A 16,392-nucleotide genomic window follows, 5' to 3' on the forward strand; every position below is an offset into this window, starting at 1 on the left:
TCGCTCGGGATCTCACACTACCGGGTGGCTCAGAACGCCGGGCCCTTCGCGAAGTAGGCCTTGCAGCCGAGGTTGTACTCGGTGGAGATCTGCAACACGTTCTTGCCACCGTCGACAGGCAGCAGTGTCGAGCTGTAGTTGGGGCAGAAGTTGTTGTGAATGCCGACGATGTGCACCGGCGCGGGCAGTTCGTACCAGTGCCCGGACCCGAAGTTGTCGTTGGCGAGCAGCACCTGGCCGTTCTTGGCCTGGGGGACGCCCGCCGCGTTCGTGTAGATCTGCCCGACCATCAGCAGCCGCACGCCGTTCGGACCGCCGGGGAACAGCGTGATCGTCTGGGCGTGCTGGAAGTAGTTGCCGCTGGCCGTGGTGACGCGGGTGCCGGGATCGAGCGGATCACCCCAGTTGGCGCCGTCGGAGGAGATCTTGAAGTACGGGTCGCAGTAGCGGTCGCCGTAGTTGCAGATCTCGTAGGCCAGGTAGTACCGCCCGTCGGGGAGGCGGCGGATGATCGGCATACCCGGCCGCACCCGATGCGGCGGGATGGCCATCGTGCGCTGCTTGGTGCCCCAGTTCACCCCATCGGTGGACGCGACCCGGTTCATCACCTGCGCGAACTGCGGCGCCTCGGTCTCGTCGGCGTAGTGCAGCCACAGCGTGCCGCCCGCGTCGACGACGAACTCGGGTTCCCAGATGCCGTCGTGGTTGTGCGAGCGCGCGGCTTCGGACAGGAACGACCAGCTGCGGCCGGCGTCGCGGCTGGCCCAGATCTTGATGCCGATCCGCCGCTGCGGCCCGGCGTCCTGCCGGTAACTCGCCGCCCACAACAGCGTGCCGGGACGAAGCCTGCCGACCCGCTGCGGCAGCTCGTACAGCGTTCCGCAGCACATGCCGTAGCGGCCGTCACGGTCGCGGATCTCGCCGATCTTGTGGAAGCTCTGTCCCTCGTCGGTGCTCTCCATGATCGGGGTGAACTTGCCGCTGCCGTCTTCGCTGGTGAGCGACGCGAGGATCCGGCCGCGGCCGGACGCGGAATGCTCCAGGCGGATGAGCCGCGCGTACGAGCCGTAGCCGGGTACGAGCTGTTGCCGCTCGGCGGCTTGCGCGGACGTGAGCAGCGACGCGATCACGGTGAGTGACAATGCGAGGGCGAATACGGTGCTGAGACGGCGCTTCATCGGGACCTTCCTTGAACGCGACCGCCGGATTACACCACGGGGATTTGTCCACTTCGGACTGCCGCGAAGGCGTCGCGGCAGAAACCCACGCCCGAGTGGCTTGAATCGCTCGGCCGGGTGGTCCGGTAACGCTGGGCTATCGGTCGGCGAAGATCCCATGACTGCTCGACTAGGGGGAACAACGTGATCAGGCGCTTGTGCGCGGGTTTGGGCGCCGTGCTGCTTACCGCCGGCCTGGTGGCCTGCTCGCCGGCGAACCCGGGCCGCGTCGTCCCGCGGGCCGCGTCGGAGGGTCTGCGTTCCTCTCCGACCCCTTCCTTGCCCACCCCGCCGCCGTCGACCTCCACCTCCCCGAAGCCCGGCCCCCAGCCGCCGGAGACGCACTCGGGTAAGGGAAACGCCTCGGTCCCGACGACCTGGCCGATGCGCCTCGGCTTCGTGACCTTCGACTGTCCCAAATGCTCCGGGCACGTAGCGGTTAACACCGAGAACGAGCTGATCGTCAACGACGTCGGCCCGTACAAGGGCACGCAGTGGATCAACGACATGCCCGGCCATCAGGCGAGGACGTTCACCGTCAAGGCCAACGCCGCGTGGACGCTGACCATCACCGACGAAAGCGGCCTGCCCGTGCTGGAGCCGGGCAAGACCCTCTCGGGCAAACGCGACGCTGTCGTCTCCGTGCCCGACGCCGTCTCATCGGTCGCCGTCACCACGAAGGGCAACGGCAATACCGCGGTCTGGGTGCACAGCGGCGACTTCTCGGATCTTCCCGTGAACCAGCTGGGCGACTACAAGGGCAGCGTGCCGGTGTCCGGCCCGGCCGTCGTCTCACTCGAAGGCGACGGGAGCTGGACGGTCACGGCGTCCTAGGTATGACGAAGGCCACCTTCGAGAGGTCTGAAGGTGGCCTTCCCCGCTGGGCTCAGCGGTAGTTCGTGAACTGCAGCGCGATCTCGAAGTCCTTGCCCTTCAGCAAGGCGATCACGTCCTGCAGCTGGTCCTTCTTCTTGCCGGACACCCGCAGCTGGTCACCCTGGATCTGCGCCTGGACGCCCTTCGGGCCCTCGTCCCGGATGAACTTGGCGATCTGCTTCGCCTTGTCCGACGCGATCCCCTGCAGGATCTTGCCGCTCACCTTGTAGATCTTGCCGGAGAGCGCGGGCTCGTCCGCCTCGAAGGCTTTCAGGGAGATGCCGCGCTTGATCAGCTTCTCCTTGAACACCTCGACCGCCGCCAGCGCCCGCTCCTCGGTCTCGGACTCGATCGCGATCGCCTCCTCGCCGGACCAGTCGATCTTGGTCCCGGTACCCCGGAAGTCGAACCGTGTACCGAGTTCCTTGCTGGCCTGGTTCAGGGCGTTGTCCACCTCCTGGCGATCGACCTTGCTCACCACGTCGAAAGAGGGATCCGCCACGTGTTCTCACACCTCGTACTCGCTTGTCAGGAGCTTCCACCCTAGCCCTGCGTAACCCGGTTGACGGGCCCGCCACGGCCTTGGGTATTCTTTCATCTCGACCGGGCTTGCCCGGCCACGGCGAGTTGCCCGAGCGGCCAAAGGGATCTGACTGTAAATCAGACGGCTACGCCTTCGGGGGTTCGAATCCCTCACTCGCCACCCAGAGCGGCCCCGTGACCTGGTCACGGGGCCGCTCTTGTTCGTCTGGTCCGGGCGGGGCTCAGCTCCCGACGGGAGCCCCGGGCGGGCGGTGTTCTTCCTTCTTCTTCTCCTGGGGCATCTCCGGCGCGCTCGTCTCGCCCGCCTTCTTCCCGAGTTCCGGGCTGGCGTTCCCGTTGGCCAGCGAGAGCAGCTGCGCCAGCGTGAGGCCGGTGTGCCCTTCCCAGCTGGGGATGTGGTCCTTCCACTCCAGGTCCGCGGTGTTGCGGGCGTCGATGTGGGCGAACAACCGGTCCATCCGGCCGTTCAGCGCCTTCACGGCGTTGCGGTAGTTCTCCATCACCTTGTTCAGTTGCTGCTGGAACGCCCACATCACGTCGGTGACCCCGCTGCTGTGGCCGACCTCGATATGCGTCGGGTCCCCGCCCTGCGTCTGCACGGGTGATCCGGGGGTCAAGCCGCTCGTGCCCCACAGCAGCCGGACCACGTCCAGGCCGAGTTTCCCGTTGGGAACGGTGCCGATCGCGAGTTCGGCTACCTTGCCGCAGAAGAGCATGGCCGCGTGCATGTCGGCGCCCTCGTCGAGCCGGTCCAGTGCCGAGTCCAGCGACTTCCCCAGTTCGTGCAGGTCGTTCTTGCGGGCGGCTTGGACCGCGAACGCCGCGTCCAGCAGTCCGGACGCCTCGGGCAGGTAGCCCTCGGCGTCGTCGATGTTCTCGGATCCGCCCGCGAAGTACCCCAGGTGGTCTTGCACCAGGCCGAGATACGTGACGTACTCCCGCGCCGCCTCCCCGGACCAGTGGCTGTTCAGCCGGTCGCCGATGCCTTTCAGGATGTTCCGGGACTCCTCGAACGCCTCCTTCTTCCGGAGCACGTCGCCGGGCGCCCCGGCGAACGCGCCGAGATCGCCGTCCACGGCATATTTCAGCCAGTCCCGCAGCGGCTGCAGCAGGAAAAGGGTGTCGTCGGTGGCGTTCGTAGTGGGCCACTCGCTGCGGGCCTTCTCACACAGGCTCTTGTACATCGCCTCGAAGGCCGCTGGGCTGAGGTTGGTCATCGAAGTCCCCTACTTCCCGGCGATTTCTCGTTCGATCCGCTCGTACATCTCGGCGATGGTCTTGAGCCGGTCCGACGCCACGTCGAGCGAATCGCTGATGCCCAGCCCGCCCGTGATCAGCAGCGCGATCAGCTTGTTCCGATTGCGGCCGAGGTCCGCCGCCTCGGCGACCTCGGTCCCGAACGCTTCCGTGGGCGAGGTGTAGAGATCACGCATCGACGTCGACGCCGATCGGACCAGGTTTTCGGCGCTGGGCATCCCGTGGCCGCCCTTGTCCGTGGCCATGGCCTTCAGATCGTCGATCTCGACGCTGAACCCCTGGGACTGTGGCATTTGACCCCTCCATGTCACTTAGGCCGGTCGAACAGCAGACGCTAGACGAAGCTCGTCGGTTTCCCGAGTCACCAGGTGGGGAAGAATCAATCGCATCCGCAAACGCGGGAGGCTCACCGGCCGTGATCCGGCCTCGACGGCCACGCCGGATGCCTGCTCGGTTCGGCCAGGTCTTCGAGGTAGGTGTGCTGGCTGAAGTCCTCGTCGTCCGCCGGAGGCGCCGCGGACGGGCGGGTGCGCTTCTTGGGTTCGGCGGGCGCGGGCTCGACGTCCGCGGCGACCTCGGCCAGCAGCGGCCACAACTTTTCCTGGGCCTTCGGCGTGAACAGCGCCTGCGCGAGCGGATGCGCGCAGGTTCCGGCGGCGACTTCCGCCCAGCTGAACTTGCCCTCCAGGACGCAGTCCGCCGCTCTGCTCAACCGCGGTGGCGCGTCGGGCCGCGCGGCCGCGCGGGCGAACACCTCGGCCGTGAACTTCGACGCGTCGACCATGATCGCCACCTCCGTCGTACTCCGGTCGCTACGCCGGAGTACGACGACCCTACCGACCTGCCGGTGAACCCGACCCGGTGAAGCGGCGACCGGGTGTCAGCCGGCCGTGGCCCGGTAGCGCAGCAGCACGATGCCCGAAGTGAACGCCCGCTCCTCCACCAGCCGCAGCTTCGGCACGCCGGTCGCGCCGTCGAACAGCCGGCGGCCTTCCCCGGCCACCACGGGGTAGACGAACAGCCGGTACTCGTCGACGAGCCCCTCGGCGATGAGGGACCGCACCAGCGAGATGCTGCCCGTCGTCACGATGTCCTTGCCGTCCGCCGCCTTCAGCGCCTCGATCTCCGTGCGCAGACCGCCGGAAAGGACTGTCGTGTTCTCCCATTCCGGCTCGGTCAGGGTGCTGGAGACCACGTACTTGCTCACTGAGTCGAGATAAGCCGAAATACCTGTCGTGTCGTCTGCCCGTTTCGGCCAGTAGCCGCGCATGTCCTCGAAGCTGACGCGCCCGAGCAGCAGCGCGTCCGCCGCGTTTCGCTGCTGTTCGAGTGCGGCCAGGACGTCCGACATGTCGACGTCCGGATCGGTGTCACCAGGGCTGAACCAGCCGCCCGCCAGCTCGATGACGCCGTCGATGGTGCTGTTCTCCGTGACGATCAGCTTTCGCATCCTGCGACGGTAGCGCCGGGGTCCGACAAGAATGGGCCGATGACCGAGCCCCCGCCCTGGCCGGGCACGCCACCGGCACACGGAGCCGTCGTCCTCCGTGAATTCACCGAAGCCGACGTCCGCCTGGCGCTCGAACTCGGCGAAGACCCGTATGTGCCGCTCATCGGCAGCCTTCCCGCGAAGCCGACCCGGCGAGAAGCCGAAGACTGGGTGCGGCGCCAGCAGAGCCGCCACGCGGAAGGCCGGGGGTTCCCGTTCGTGATCGACGTGCGGGGAACCGGGGTGGGCACCATCGGGCTCTGGCTGCGGAAGCTGTCCGAGGGAATCGGGATCGTGGGCTATTCGGTCTCGCCCGAGCATCGGCGCCGCGGTTTCGCCTCCGACGCGCTCATGGCGATCACCGAGTTCGCCTGGACGGTGCCGGGCGTGGAGCGGATCGAGCTGTACATCGAACCGTGGAACCGCGGCTCGATTCGCGCGGCCGAGAAGGCGGGCTATCGGGACGCCGGACTGCTGCCCGCCCACCACGAGATCGGCGGGGCCGCGCGGGACATGCTCCTCTACTCCCGGATCGCGTAGCCGCCGAAAGCGGGTTCCAGCAGCTCGAAAGCCCGTTTGGCCGCTTTCGCGAGTGCGTCGGCGATCTCGTCGTCGTTCTCGCCGGCGTGCGATCGCCGCAGGACCTCGCGGAAGAGGACGCGGTCGATCGCGTTGAGTTCGGCGGCCGCCATGACCGGGGTGACGTCGTCCGCGGCCGCGCCGGTCTCGGTCGCGAGGAGATCGGCGAGCGCCGCCTCGCGCAGATCGTGCAGCTCCCGCAGCCGCGCGGTCAGCGTCGGGCTTTCCAACACCATCTTCGCGAAGGCGGGGCCGGTGAAGCCGATCACGGGCGAGTGCGCCGCCACCGCGTCCAGGAAGGTACGCCGTAGCGCGGCGAGCGCCGACTCACCGGCCCGCCTGGCGGCGACCGCGTTCGCCAGCCCGTTCGTGAACTCTTCGTGCTGGTCGAGCGCCAGATCCTCTTTGCGTGCGAAGTAGTTGGTGACGGTCTTCTTCGCGACCCTCGCCGCCGCGGCGATCTCGGCGATCGTCGTCTCCTCAAAGCCCTTCTCGATGAAGAGGGCCGTCGCGTGGTCGGAGATCAGCTGCCGCGTCTCCTGCTTCTTGAGCTCCCGTAAGCCCACATCCGCACTGGTCATGAGCGAACTTTACCACCGACGCAAAAATATCCTTGACTTATGATGCGCCGGATGTAAACTTACGTCCGTACTACCGACTGCGAGAGAAGAGGCTCCTTGACCGCTCGAATCCCCCAAGGCAATGAAGGCACCAACCGCGCCCAGGCCCGGCGGAACGACCGCCGTCATCAGCAGCCGTTCCCCGGCCGCTCGACGCCCGTGCGCCGCTCGATCGGCGTTCCGCGCCGCCGGTCGTACTGACCGATCAGCTCCTCTCGAAACCAGTGCCGAACGAAGGGATTCGTCCATGAACGTCCTTGCTTCCACCGTCTCGCTGACCGTCGACGACGTCGCCGCCTCCAGTCGCTTCTTCACCGAGCACTTCGGCTTCACCGAGCAGATGGCCGCGGAGGGTTTCGTCTCCCTCGGGCACGAAACCGCGAAACTGTCCATCGTGCTGCTCCAGGCGGGGATCGAGGTCCTGCCGGAGAACCTGCGGCAGCAGCGCGCGTCCGGTGTGATCGTGGCCTTCACGGTCGAGGACCTCGAAGCCGAGGAGAAGCGCCTGCGCGACGAGGGGGTCGAGATCACGTTGCCGCTGCGGGAAGAACCGTGGGGTGAACGCCTCTTCATGGTCACCGACCCGAACGGGGTCTGCGTGGAACTCGTGGAATGGCCGCAGCAGTAGGGGAAACATCGAAACGGGGCTTGGTCCACTGTGGACCAAGCCCCGTTTTTCGCGCCGTGCGCCTACTTCATCGCGGCGAGCTGGATCAGGTTGCCGCAGGTGTCGTCGAACACGGCAGTGACGACGGGGCCCATGTCGACGGCGTCCTGGGTGAACTCGACGCCCAATCCCTTGAGTCGCTCGACCTCGGCGTACACGTCGTCGACGGCGAACTGCGTGAACGGGATGCCGTCGCTGACCAGTGCCTTCTTGAACGGGCCCGCCGCCGGGTGGCCGTCCGGCTCCAGGAGCAGTTCGACGCCGTCCGGATCGGCGGGGGAGACCACGGTGAGCCATCGGGCGTCGCCGGTGGGCACGTCGTTCTTTTTGCGGAACCCCAGTTTCTCGGTGTAGAAGGCGAGCGCCTTGGCCTGATCGTCGACGAAGACGCTGGTGAGGTTGACGCGGATCATGGATTCGGTTCCTCTCGGTCGAGGGGCCACCGCTCGGCGATCGAGCGCAGCGGGCTCGTGTCGATGTGGTGGAACTTGTAGCGGCCCTGCCGCCGGGTGCGCACCAGGCCCGCCTGTTCGAGCATCGCGAGATGCTGCGAAATGGCCTGGCGCGACGAGGCCAGCCCGTGCTTCATGGTCAGCCGTCCGCAGATCTCGAACGGGGGTCAGGAGCCCAGATAACGCAGGATCGCCAGGACACGGCGGCTGTAACCGGCGGTGTTGGCCAGGCCGAGCTTGTCGAAGATCGCGTTCACGTGCTTCTCGACGGCGCTCTGCGACACGTACAGCGACTCGGCGATCCCGGCGTTCGTGTGGCCCTGCGCCATCTTCTCCAGCACTTCCCGCTCGCGGGCGGTCAGCTTCGCGAGCGGATCGGTGTGCGTGGTCCGCGCGAGCAGCCGCCGCACCACCTCCGGATCGAACGCCGCCCCGCCCGCGGCGACCCGGTCGAGCGCGTCCAGGAATTCGCCCACCTGGGCGACCCTGTCCTTCAGGAGATAGCCCACGCGTTCACCGTCGCCGGTGATCAGCTCGGCGGCGTAGCGCTTTTCGACGTACTGCGACAGCACCAGGACGCCGATCTCCGGCCAGCGGTTCCGGATTTCGAGGGCCGCGCGCAGGCCCTCGTCGGTGTGGGTCGGCGGCATGCGGACGTCAGTGACAACCACGTCGGGCCGGTACGCGGCGGTCGTCGAGACGAGCGCCTCGCCGTCGCCGACCGACGCCACGACGTCATGCCCCTCCTCGACCAACAGCCGGACCAGGCCTTCCCGCAGCAAGGTCGAGTCCTCGGCAAGGATCACCCGCACGGCAGCACCGCCGTCACGACGGTCGGCCCGCCGGGCGGACTGTCCACTGTGAACTCCCCGTCCGCCGCCGCGACCCGCCGCGCGAGGCCGGAGAGGCCGCCGCCGGACTCCCTCGCCCCGCCGGTGCCGTCATCGGTGATCCGCACCCGCACGCTGTCCCCGTCCCGCTCGGCCTCGATGTCGATCCGCGTCGCCGCGGCGTGCTTGATCGTATTGGTGACCGCTTCGGAGGCGACGAAGTAGACGACGGTCTCGATGGCCGCCGCCGGCCGTTCGGGCAGGTCGACCCGCAGATGGACCGGCACGCCCGAACGTTCCGCGAGTGCTTCCAGCGCGGGATGCAGCCCGTCGGTGTCCAACGCGATCGGGTACACCCGCCACGAGACCTCGCGCAGATCGTTCAGGGCGCGCTGGGACTCCTCGTGCGCCTGCCGCAGCAGCTCCGACGCGTGGTCCGGATCGGCGGAGCGCCGGGCCCGGCCGAGCAGCATGCCGAGCGCCACGAGCCGCTGCTGGACGCCGTCGTGCAGATCCCGCTCGATCCGGCGGCGTTCGTCGTTGACCGCTTCGACCACCTCGGCGCGGCTGGTGGCCAGCTCGGAAACCCGGCGGCGCAACTGCTCCTTCTTGCTGGGGCCGAGAAAGTGCCGGGCCAGCTTGCGATCCAAGGTGGCGATGCCGACGAGTCCTTGCACGGCAAGAAAAACGAGCAACGCGCCGAACAGTGTGGTGGTGACGAAGTCGTACCAGTCCGCGGGTGCCCCGCCGCCGGGCGACTCGCCGTTGAGCAGCTGGTGGATCACGATCACGCCGGAGGCGGCGCCCAGCAGGGTCAGGATGAAGATCCCGGCGCCGAGCAATCCCACGAAACAGCGCGGGACGAGATAAGCCATCGCACGGCGTCCGGTGTGGTCCGTCGCGTTCTCGGCGCCGAAGTACTTCTCCAGCCGCCGACGCTCCACTTCGGACAGTGCGCGGGCGCCCTCGAAGACGGGTCGGCGCAGTGCGGGGATCGCGAGCGCGATGCCGCCGAAGAGGACGTAGAAGAACTCGGCGAACGCTGTCGTGGCGCCGATCGCCAGGCCCAGCGTGCCGCGGAGCAGCTTGCGCAGATGGCGGCGCGTAGCGGCTGGAACAGGCATAACGCCAGGTTAGCGGGGTACCCGAAGATCGGGATTGCGGTTTTCCTCAGTGATCTGTGCCGCTTCACCACAGGGTGCGGAACCCGGGCGATTCGTACGTTCGTTGGCACCTGCAGACGACCATGAAAGGCCGCCATGAACCTCCTCCTCGCCGAAGCCGCCAACGAACCGATGAGCGGCCTCGCCGGCTGGGCAGTCTCGCTGATGGACGCACTGGGTGGGCCGGGGGCGGCGATCATCGTCGGACTGGACAACCTGTTCCCGCCGATCCCCAGCGAACTGGTGCTGCCGCTCGCCGGGTTCTCCGCCAGCCAGGGCACGTTCAGCCTGGTGGAAGCCCTGGTGTGGACGACCTTCGGCTCGGTCGCCGGCGCGATCATCGTGTACTACCTCGGCCTGCTGCTCGGCCGTGACCGCACGCGCCGCTGGATGGCGAAGATCCCGCTGGTCAAGACGTCCGACTTCGACAAGACCGAAGCCTGGTTCCAGAAGCACGGCGCCAAGGCGGTGTTCTTCGGCCGGATGGTGCCGATCTTCCGCAGTCTCATCTCCCTGCCCGCCGGGATCGAGCGGATGCCGTTCTGGCGTTTCCTGACCCTGACGACACTGGGCAGCCTGATCTGGAACACGGTGTTCGTGCTGGCCGGGTACGGGCTGGGGGAGAGCTGGCACCTCGTGGAGGAGTACGCCGGGTTCTTCCAGTACTTCGTGATCGCGGCCGTCGTGGTGGCGCTCGCGCTCTTCGTCGTCACCCGGCTTCGCGAGAAGTCGCGCACCGACGCCTGACGAACGCGCGTGAAGGTCCCCTTCCCTCGGCTCAACCGAGGGAAGGGGGCCTTCACGCGGGATCAGGAGCGGAAAGGACCGGTGACCTCGTAGGTGATCCCACCCGAGGAGGACCCGGAAGTCCCGCGCTGCGACGAGAAGTACAGCCGGTCGCCCGCCGGGGTGAACGCGGGACCGCAGATCTCCGACGAGCTCTGGCCGGTGATCCGTAGGAACGGCGCCACGATGTCGTCCGGCGTGATGATGCAGATCTCCATGTTGCCGCCGTCCTCGGCGACGAACAGGTCGCCCGACGAGGTGCCGGTGACGTTGTCGACCCCGGTCAGCGGCGCCGAACCCGGGCTGACCAGCGAGTCGTCGTAGGCCAGTTCGTAGGTGCTGTTCGTCAGGTTGAGCTGCCAGACCCGGTTGTCACCCTTGGTGGTGAACCAGGCGGTGTCGTTGGCGTAATGCAGACCCTCGCCACCGGTGAACCGCTTCGCACCGGACACCTGGTTGCGCGTGGCGGTGGGCGAGCCGTCGGGGTCGGGCACGTTCGCCCAGGTGAAGCTGCCGGACGTCGCCGTGCCGGCCTTCAGCACCTGGAGCGTCCCGGCGGAGAGGTCGCCCCAGGTCGTCGGGATGAACCGGTAGAAGCAGCCGTCCGTGACGTCCTCGGTCAGGTAGACGACCTTGCGCACCGGGTCGGCCGCGGCGGCTTCGTGCTTGAACCTCCCCATCGCGGGCCGCTGGACCGCGGCCGTGGCGGGCCCGCCCGGCTGGCATTCATAGACGAAGCCGAGGTCGATCTCCTCACAGGAAAGCCAAGTGTTCCAAGGGGTTTTGCCGCCGGCGCAGTTCTGGCGCGTATTCGCCAGGATGCGGTGGGCGCCGGTGATGTTCCCGCTCGCGTCGAATTTGACCGCGCTGGCACCGCCGCCGGGGGTGATCTCCGAGTTCGACACGTAGATCCAGCCGCTGCCGTCGGCGAACACCGCGCCGCCGTCGGGCGCGCTGTGCCAGGTGTAGCCGGTGCTCGCGACCTGACGGCCGGAGCGCGCGATGACGCGGCTGGTGAATCCCGCGGGCAGCTGGATCCCGTTCGCGTCGGCCGCCTGGAGCGCGCCGTACGGGCTGGGTCCGTTCTGCGCGGGCGCCGCCAGCGCCGCCCCCGAAAGCCTGTTGCCGAACGCCGTGACACCGGCGCCGACCACGGCCGCGCGCAGGAAATTCCGTCGCTTCACTCGTGCCTCCAAGAAACCGCTGATGTGGTGGTGCGGGAAGGAGCGGATCGGAGGTTACGGGTGAAAGGGGGCCGGTAGGTGAATTCCCGACATACTTCGGCGGCGGACCGCGAGCCGGTCCGCCGCCGAAGCAGGATGCGTTACGCCGCCTGGGCGACCGGGGTGGACGCCGGGGTCAGCGCGAGGTCCAGCACGTCGCGGACGTTCGCCACGGCGTGGACGTCCAGCTGTGCCAGCACTTCGGCCGGGACGTCGTCGAGATCCGGCTCGTTGCGCTGCGGGATGATCACCGTCTTCATCCCGGCCCGGTGCGCGGCCAGCAGCTTCTGCTTGACCCCGCCGATCGGCAGCACGCGCCCGGTCAGCGACACCTCACCGGTCATCGCGACGTCCGACTTCACGACCCGACCCGAAAGCAGCGACGCCAACGCGGTCGTCATCGTGATCCCCGCGCTCGGCCCGTCCTTGGGCACCGCGCCCGCCGGGACGTGGACGTGGATGCCGCGTTCCTTCAGGTCACCGACCGGCAGTTCCAGTTCGGCGCCGTGCGAACGCAGGTACGACAGCGCGATCTGCACCGACTCCTTCATCACCTCGCCCAGCTGGCCGGTCAGCTGCAGTCCGGTCGCGCCGGACTCCGGATCCGCCAGCGACGCCTCGATGTAGAGGACGTCACCACCGGCGCCGGTCACCGCCAGCCCGGTCGCCACCCCCGGGGTCGACGTGCGCTGGGTCGACGCGGGCAGCGACGACTCCGGCAGGTGCCTCGGGCGGCCGAGGTAGGTTTCGAGCCCGTCGGCGTCGATGGTCAGCGGCAGCTCGACTTCGTCCAGCGCGACCTTGGTCGCCACCTTCCGCAGCACCTTCGCGATGGTCCGGTTCGCGTTGCGCACCCCGGCTTCCCGCGTGTACTCGGCGGCGATGCGGCTGAACGCGCCGTCGGTCAGCACGACATCGTCCTTGCCGAGCCCGGCGCGGTCCAGCTCGCGGGGGAGCAGGTGGTCGCGGGCGATGGTGACCTTCTCGTGCTCGGTGTAGCCGTCGAGGGTGACCAGCTCCATCCGGTCCAGCAGCGGGCCGGGGATGGTTTCGAGCGCGTTCGCCGTCGCGAGGAACACGACGTCGGACAGGTCGAGTTCGACCTCCAGGTAGTGGTCGCGGAACGTGTGGTTCTGCTCCGGGTCCAGCACCTCCAGCAGCGCGGCCGTCGGGTCGCCGCGGTAGTCGGCGCCGACCTTGTCGATCTCGTCGAGCAGCACGACCGGGTTCATCGAGCCCGCTTCCTTGATGGCGCGGACGATCCGGCCGGGCAGCGCGCCGACGTAGGTGCGGCGGTGCCCGCGGATCTCGGCCTCGTCCCGGATGCCGCCGAGCGCGACGCGGACGAACTTGCGGCCCATCGCCTTCGCCACGGACTCGCCGAGCGAGGTCTTGCCGACCCCGGGAGGACCGGCGAGCGCGAGCACCGCACCCGAACGGCGGCCGCCGACCGGGCCGAGACCGGACTCCGCGCGGCGCTTGCGCACGGCCAGGTACTCGATGATGCGTTCCTTCACGTCGTCGAGACCGGCGTGGTCGGCGTCGAGGATTTCCCGCGCGGCGGCGATGTCGTGGACGTCGGTGGTGCGCTCGTTCCACGGCAGTTCGAGGACGGTGTCCAGCCAGGTGCGGATCCAGCCGCCCTCGGGGGACTGGTCCGACGTCCGCTCCAGTTTGTCCACTTCGGACAGTGCCGCCTTCTTGACGGCATCCGGCAGTTCGGCGGCCTCGACCCTGGCGCGGTAGTCGTCGTCGTTGGCGGTGCCGTCGAGTTCGCCCAGCTCCTTGCGGATCGCTTCGAGCTGGCGGCGCAGCAGGAACTCCTTCTGCTGCTTCTCCATACCCTCCTGGACGTCCTTGCGGATGGTGTCGGTGACCTCGAGTTCGGCCAGCTGCTCGCGGCTCCATTCGAGCGCCTTTTCGAGCCTGGTCGAAACATCGAGCGTGGAGAGCAGTTCGAGCTTCTGCTCGGTGTTCAGGTACGACGAGTTGCCCGCGAGGTCGGCGAGCGCGGACGGATCCTCGACCTCCTGGACGGCGTCGATCATCTGCCAGCCGCCGCGCTGCTGGAGGATCGCGATGACGACGCTCTTGTACTCGGAAGCGAGCTTCGCGGAGTTGTCGTCGGTGGTCTCGGCGGCGACCTCGGCGTGGACCCAGCGCGCGGCGCCGGGGCCGTCGGCGATGCGGCCGACCGCGGCGCGGCGGGTGCCGCGCAGCAGCACGGCGGTCTTGCCGCCGGGGACGCGGCCGATGCGCTCGACGGTCGCGATGGTGCCGAGTTCGGCGTACTCGCCGTGGACGCGGGGGACGATCAGCACCTCGGCCTTGGCCGTGGCGCTGGAGCGGATCCCCGGGAAGGAAGCCTGGGCAGGCGTGTTGGCCTGGGCGGACTCCACCGCGGCCCGCGTCTCCGTGTCGGCGAGGTCGAGCGGGACGATCATGCCCGGCAGCACGACGTCGTCATCGAGCGGGAGGACGGGCAGGAGGCGGTTGTCGGTCATCTGTGCACTCCTCGGTTAGTTGAGTCTGCCTAGCTCAACTCTCCGGTCGACCCGTTTGTTTCCTTTCCGCGTTCGCCGTCAGCGATCACTCACCCCTCCGACGTCTGCGCCCCAACGCGGCGCAGTTAGCCCGCGAAAGGCGACGCGACGGGGGCAGAGATCGGAGGGCTGCGGAGTCGCCGAGCGCGCCCGCAGGTGCCCCCGGACACGGAGCACCCCGACCCGCAGGTGCCCTTGGGCACAGAGCACCCCGAAGAGGGCTCCAGGGGCCGCCAGGTGCCCCGCTCCTCCGACGTCTGCGTCCCAACGCGGCGCAGTTAGCCCGCGAAAGGCGACGCGGGCGCGGCAGAGGTAGGACGTCAGGGGTGGGTGGCGACACCGCACCAGGCGAACGGGCGGGCACCTTCCTCGTCCCGCCGGAGTTCGCGGACGGGCCGCCAGTCGGGCAGGTGCACGATGCCGGGCTCCAGCAGCGGCCAGTCCCCGAAGAGGGGCTCGATCTCTTCGCGGTCCCGCATCCACACGGGGTTGCTCGTCTTCCGGTACTGCTCGACCATCCACCGGAGCCCGTCGGCGTCCTCGCCGGTCTGGCCGCCGAAGCTCATATGCGACAGCCCCAGCCAGCTCCCCGGCGCCAGCGCGTTCCGATAGGTCGCGACCAGCGCGGGCGGATCGTCGTGCGGCCCGGCGAAATGCAGCACCGCCATCAGCATCAGGCACACCGGCTGGTCGAAATCGATCAGCCGCCGCGTCTCCGGATGCCCCAGGACGTCCTTCGGCCGCCGCATGTCCGCCTGGATGATCCCGGCCCAGTCGGTCGCCTCGTGCCGTTCGAGGATCAGTTCCGCGTGCGCCACCGCCACCGGCTCGTAGTCGACGTACACGACCTTCGCCGTATCGCCCGGTTCCAGTTCCTCCTGGACGATCTCGTGCACGTTCCCGGCGGTCGGGACGCCGGAGCCCAGATCGATGAACTGCCGGATCCCCGCCGCCAGCGCCGCGCGCACGACGCGGTTCATGAACTCACGGTTGTGCCGCGCCCCCGGTTTGACCCATCGCCACTGTCGTTCCAGCTTGCGGGCGAACTCGCGGTCGACCGCCCAGTTGTGGGTCCCGCCGAGATACCAGTCGTAGATCCTCGCCGCGGACGGCTTTTCGGTGTCGACCCCGGTCGGCGCCACCGGTGCCGTGTCATCGTCGCTGGTCACCATGAACCCCCTGATCTTCGAAAGATCAGCGTATCGGGATCAGTACACCGCCGGCCGTCGCTGCCAGTAGGTCCAGAGCGGCCGGTAACCCTGCGCGTACCAGAACGGCGTCGAGCGCGGATTGGCCAGCGCGTGGTGCAGCAGCACGGCTTCCGTCCCGCATTCGTCGAAGACCTGGTGCGCGTGCGCGGCGAGCGCGGACCCCACTCCGCTCGAGCGCGCCTGCTCGGCCACCGCCAGCGACGACAGATAGCCGACCCGGTCGGCCGCGACCCGGTCGCCGATCCACGAGGTCTCGTCGGGGAACTGCACCCGGACCATCCCGAGCGGACGCCCGTACAGCTCCGCGATCCACAACGTCGGGTTTTCCCGGCCCAGCTGTTTCGACAGATCCGCGGTGATCGCTTCCTTCGCGCCTTCGCGCAAAGTGACAGATCCGAACTGCGCGTCATATCGCTGCAATTCCAGCTCGAGCCCGACGGCGGTTTCGAGATCATCCGCTTCGGCCGGCCGGATGTGCACTCCGGGCGTCGCGGGCGGCCCCGTCACGGCCAGCCGGTCGGCCGGGCGGACCGCGATCACCAGCACCGGCGCGAATCCGCGGCGCAGCAATTCGGCCGAGCCCGGCGAATCGCGGCTGGGCCGCACCACGGTCGCCGCCGTCTCGACATCCCCAGGTGGGGCGACCGCCTTCAGATGTTCATCCCATCGGGTGAGTAATGCGTCGAGGGCCGCTTCCGGGCGAGGTCCGGTGAGCCGGGCCTCGAGGCGATGTTCGACGAGGGCCCGCCACGGAGAGTCAACAGAATCGGGGCCCGCTTCGGTGCGTACCGACAATCCGGCGGCGGCCGAGTCGCCGGCTGTAGCGGAGAGTGACACGGCACCCTCGACAGGCTCCAGTGCAGGCATTTCCGGGAGCAGAGCGTCCACAGTGGCGAGCCGCTCGGCGTGCCCGGCAGCGATCGCGTGGCTATTCAT

Annotated in this window: 19 protein-coding genes, 1 tRNA gene and 1 pseudogene; 6 read left to right on the forward strand and 15 right to left on the reverse strand. The window is 68.5% G+C overall.

The features are described 5' to 3' along the window. Nucleotides 1-29: 29 nt before the first annotated feature. A complete protein-coding gene (locus L324_RS25985) occupies nt 30-1,178 on the reverse strand; it encodes a sialidase family protein (RefSeq protein ID WP_037314012.1) in 1,149 nt (382 codons plus the stop codon). Between the two features lie 183 nt (nt 1,179-1,361). Between L324_RS25985 and L324_RS25990 the strand changes: the two genes are divergently transcribed. Beyond that, nucleotides 1,362-2,051, forward strand: a complete 690-nt coding sequence (locus L324_RS25990; RefSeq protein ID WP_037314014.1) for a hypothetical protein — start codon at nt 1,362-1,364, stop codon at nt 2,049-2,051. Between the two features lie 52 nt (nt 2,052-2,103). Here L324_RS25990 and L324_RS25995 read toward each other — a convergent pair whose 3' ends face one another. After that, nucleotides 2,104-2,595: a YajQ family cyclic di-GMP-binding protein gene (locus L324_RS25995; protein WP_037314015.1), complete on the reverse strand. Its 492-nt coding sequence runs from the start codon at nt 2,593-2,595 to the stop codon at nt 2,104-2,106. Between the two features lie 119 nt (nt 2,596-2,714). On the opposite strand from L324_RS25995, the gene L324_RS26000 reads away from it, so the two are divergent. Next, nucleotides 2,715-2,796, forward strand: a tRNA-Tyr gene (locus L324_RS26000). A 61-nt stretch (nt 2,797-2,857) separates the two neighbouring features. Here the strand turns inward: L324_RS26000 and L324_RS26005 are convergent. From L324_RS26005 to L324_RS26020, 4 genes are all read right to left on the reverse strand, one after another. Further along, nucleotides 2,858-3,853 carry a hypothetical protein gene (locus L324_RS26005; protein WP_037314018.1) on the reverse strand — a complete coding sequence of 332 codons (996 nt, stop codon included), beginning with the start codon at nt 3,851-3,853 and terminating at the stop codon, nt 2,858-2,860. 9 nt (nt 3,854-3,862) lie between these two features. Continuing rightward, nucleotides 3,863-4,186 (reverse strand): hypothetical protein, encoded by a 324-nt coding sequence (locus L324_RS26010; RefSeq protein ID WP_037314019.1) that lies wholly within the window; start codon nt 4,184-4,186, stop codon nt 3,863-3,865. Between the two features lie 113 nt (nt 4,187-4,299). Further along, the gene (locus L324_RS26015; protein WP_037314154.1) at nt 4,300-4,677 is read right to left on the reverse strand and encodes a hypothetical protein; all 378 of its coding nucleotides are present in this window, start codon (nt 4,675-4,677) and stop codon (nt 4,300-4,302) included. A 96-nt stretch (nt 4,678-4,773) separates the two neighbouring features. Then, nucleotides 4,774-5,343, reverse strand: coding sequence for a dihydrofolate reductase family protein (locus tag L324_RS26020; RefSeq protein ID WP_037314021.1), 570 nt, complete (start codon nt 5,341-5,343; stop codon nt 4,774-4,776). A 39-nt stretch (nt 5,344-5,382) separates the two neighbouring features. On the opposite strand from L324_RS26020, the gene L324_RS26025 reads away from it, so the two are divergent. Next, nucleotides 5,383-5,922 (forward strand): GNAT family N-acetyltransferase, encoded by a 540-nt coding sequence (locus L324_RS26025; RefSeq protein ID WP_037314025.1) that lies wholly within the window; start codon nt 5,383-5,385, stop codon nt 5,920-5,922. Here L324_RS26025 and L324_RS26030 read toward each other — a convergent pair. Next, on the reverse strand, nt 5,904-6,542 hold the full coding sequence (locus tag L324_RS26030; protein WP_037314026.1) for a TetR/AcrR family transcriptional regulator: 639 nt from the start codon (nt 6,540-6,542) through the stop codon (nt 5,904-5,906). The genes L324_RS26025 and L324_RS26030 overlap by 19 nt on opposite strands. Before the next feature lie 96 nt (nt 6,543-6,638). On the opposite strand from L324_RS26030, the gene L324_RS42860 reads away from it, so the two are divergent. Further along, on the forward strand, nt 6,639-6,782 hold the full coding sequence (locus tag L324_RS42860; protein ID WP_161780884.1) for a hypothetical protein: 144 nt from the start codon (nt 6,639-6,641) through the stop codon (nt 6,780-6,782). 46 nt (nt 6,783-6,828) lie between these two features. Then, complete coding sequence (locus L324_RS26035; protein ID WP_037314027.1) at nt 6,829-7,209, forward strand: VOC family protein; 381 nt, start codon at nt 6,829-6,831, stop codon at nt 7,207-7,209. Nucleotides 7,210-7,271: 62 nt separating this feature from the next. Here L324_RS26035 and L324_RS26040 read toward each other — a convergent pair whose 3' ends face one another. The 4 genes and pseudogenes from L324_RS26040 to L324_RS26055 all read right to left on the reverse strand — a co-directional run bounded on the left by L324_RS26040 (nt 7,272) and on the right by L324_RS26055 (nt 9,654). Further along, a complete protein-coding gene (locus tag L324_RS26040) occupies nt 7,272-7,661 on the reverse strand; it encodes a VOC family protein (RefSeq protein ID WP_037314028.1) in 390 nt (129 codons plus the stop codon). Next, nucleotides 7,658-7,861: pseudogene (locus tag L324_RS26045) on the reverse strand (helix-turn-helix domain-containing protein); the annotation flags it as partial. The pseudogene L324_RS26045 and the gene L324_RS26040, both read right to left, overlap by 4 nt. Nucleotides 7,862-7,867: 6 nt before the next feature. Next, entirely contained in the window at nt 7,868-8,512 is a 645-nt protein-coding gene (locus tag L324_RS26050) for a response regulator (RefSeq protein WP_037314031.1), read from the reverse strand. Next, nucleotides 8,503-9,654: a sensor histidine kinase gene (locus L324_RS26055; RefSeq protein WP_037314033.1), complete on the reverse strand. Its 1,152-nt coding sequence runs from the start codon at nt 9,652-9,654 to the stop codon at nt 8,503-8,505. The genes L324_RS26050 and L324_RS26055 overlap by 10 nt, the downstream gene beginning before the upstream one ends. 135 nt (nt 9,655-9,789) lie before the next feature. Between L324_RS26055 and L324_RS26060 the strand changes: the two genes are divergently transcribed. Continuing rightward, entirely contained in the window at nt 9,790-10,440 is a 651-nt protein-coding gene (locus L324_RS26060; protein WP_037314035.1) for a DedA family protein, read from the forward strand. 62 nt (nt 10,441-10,502) lie between these two features. Here the strand turns inward: L324_RS26060 and L324_RS26065 are convergent, their stop codons facing one another. The 4 genes from L324_RS26065 to L324_RS26080 form a co-directional block, all read right to left on the reverse strand. Beyond that, complete coding sequence (locus L324_RS26065; protein WP_037314038.1) at nt 10,503-11,663, reverse strand: alkaline phosphatase PhoX; 1,161 nt, start codon at nt 11,661-11,663, stop codon at nt 10,503-10,505. 140 nt (nt 11,664-11,803) lie between these two features. Further along, nucleotides 11,804-14,206 carry an endopeptidase La gene (gene lon / locus L324_RS26070; RefSeq protein ID WP_037314041.1) on the reverse strand — a complete coding sequence of 801 codons (2,403 nt, stop codon included), beginning with the start codon at nt 14,204-14,206 and terminating at the stop codon, nt 11,804-11,806. Nucleotides 14,207-14,565: 359 nt separating this feature from the next. After that, nucleotides 14,566-15,417, reverse strand: a complete 852-nt coding sequence (locus L324_RS26075) for an SAM-dependent methyltransferase (protein WP_438938465.1) — start codon at nt 15,415-15,417, stop codon at nt 14,566-14,568. A gap of 36 nt (nt 15,418-15,453) precedes the next feature. Further along, complete coding sequence (locus L324_RS26080; protein ID WP_037314045.1) at nt 15,454-16,392, reverse strand: GNAT family N-acetyltransferase; 939 nt, start codon at nt 16,390-16,392, stop codon at nt 15,454-15,456.

The sequence above is a fragment of the Amycolatopsis orientalis DSM 40040 = KCTC 9412 genome, assembly GCF_000478275.1.
Taxonomy (GTDB): Bacteria; Actinomycetota; Actinomycetes; order Mycobacteriales; family Pseudonocardiaceae; genus Amycolatopsis; species Amycolatopsis orientalis.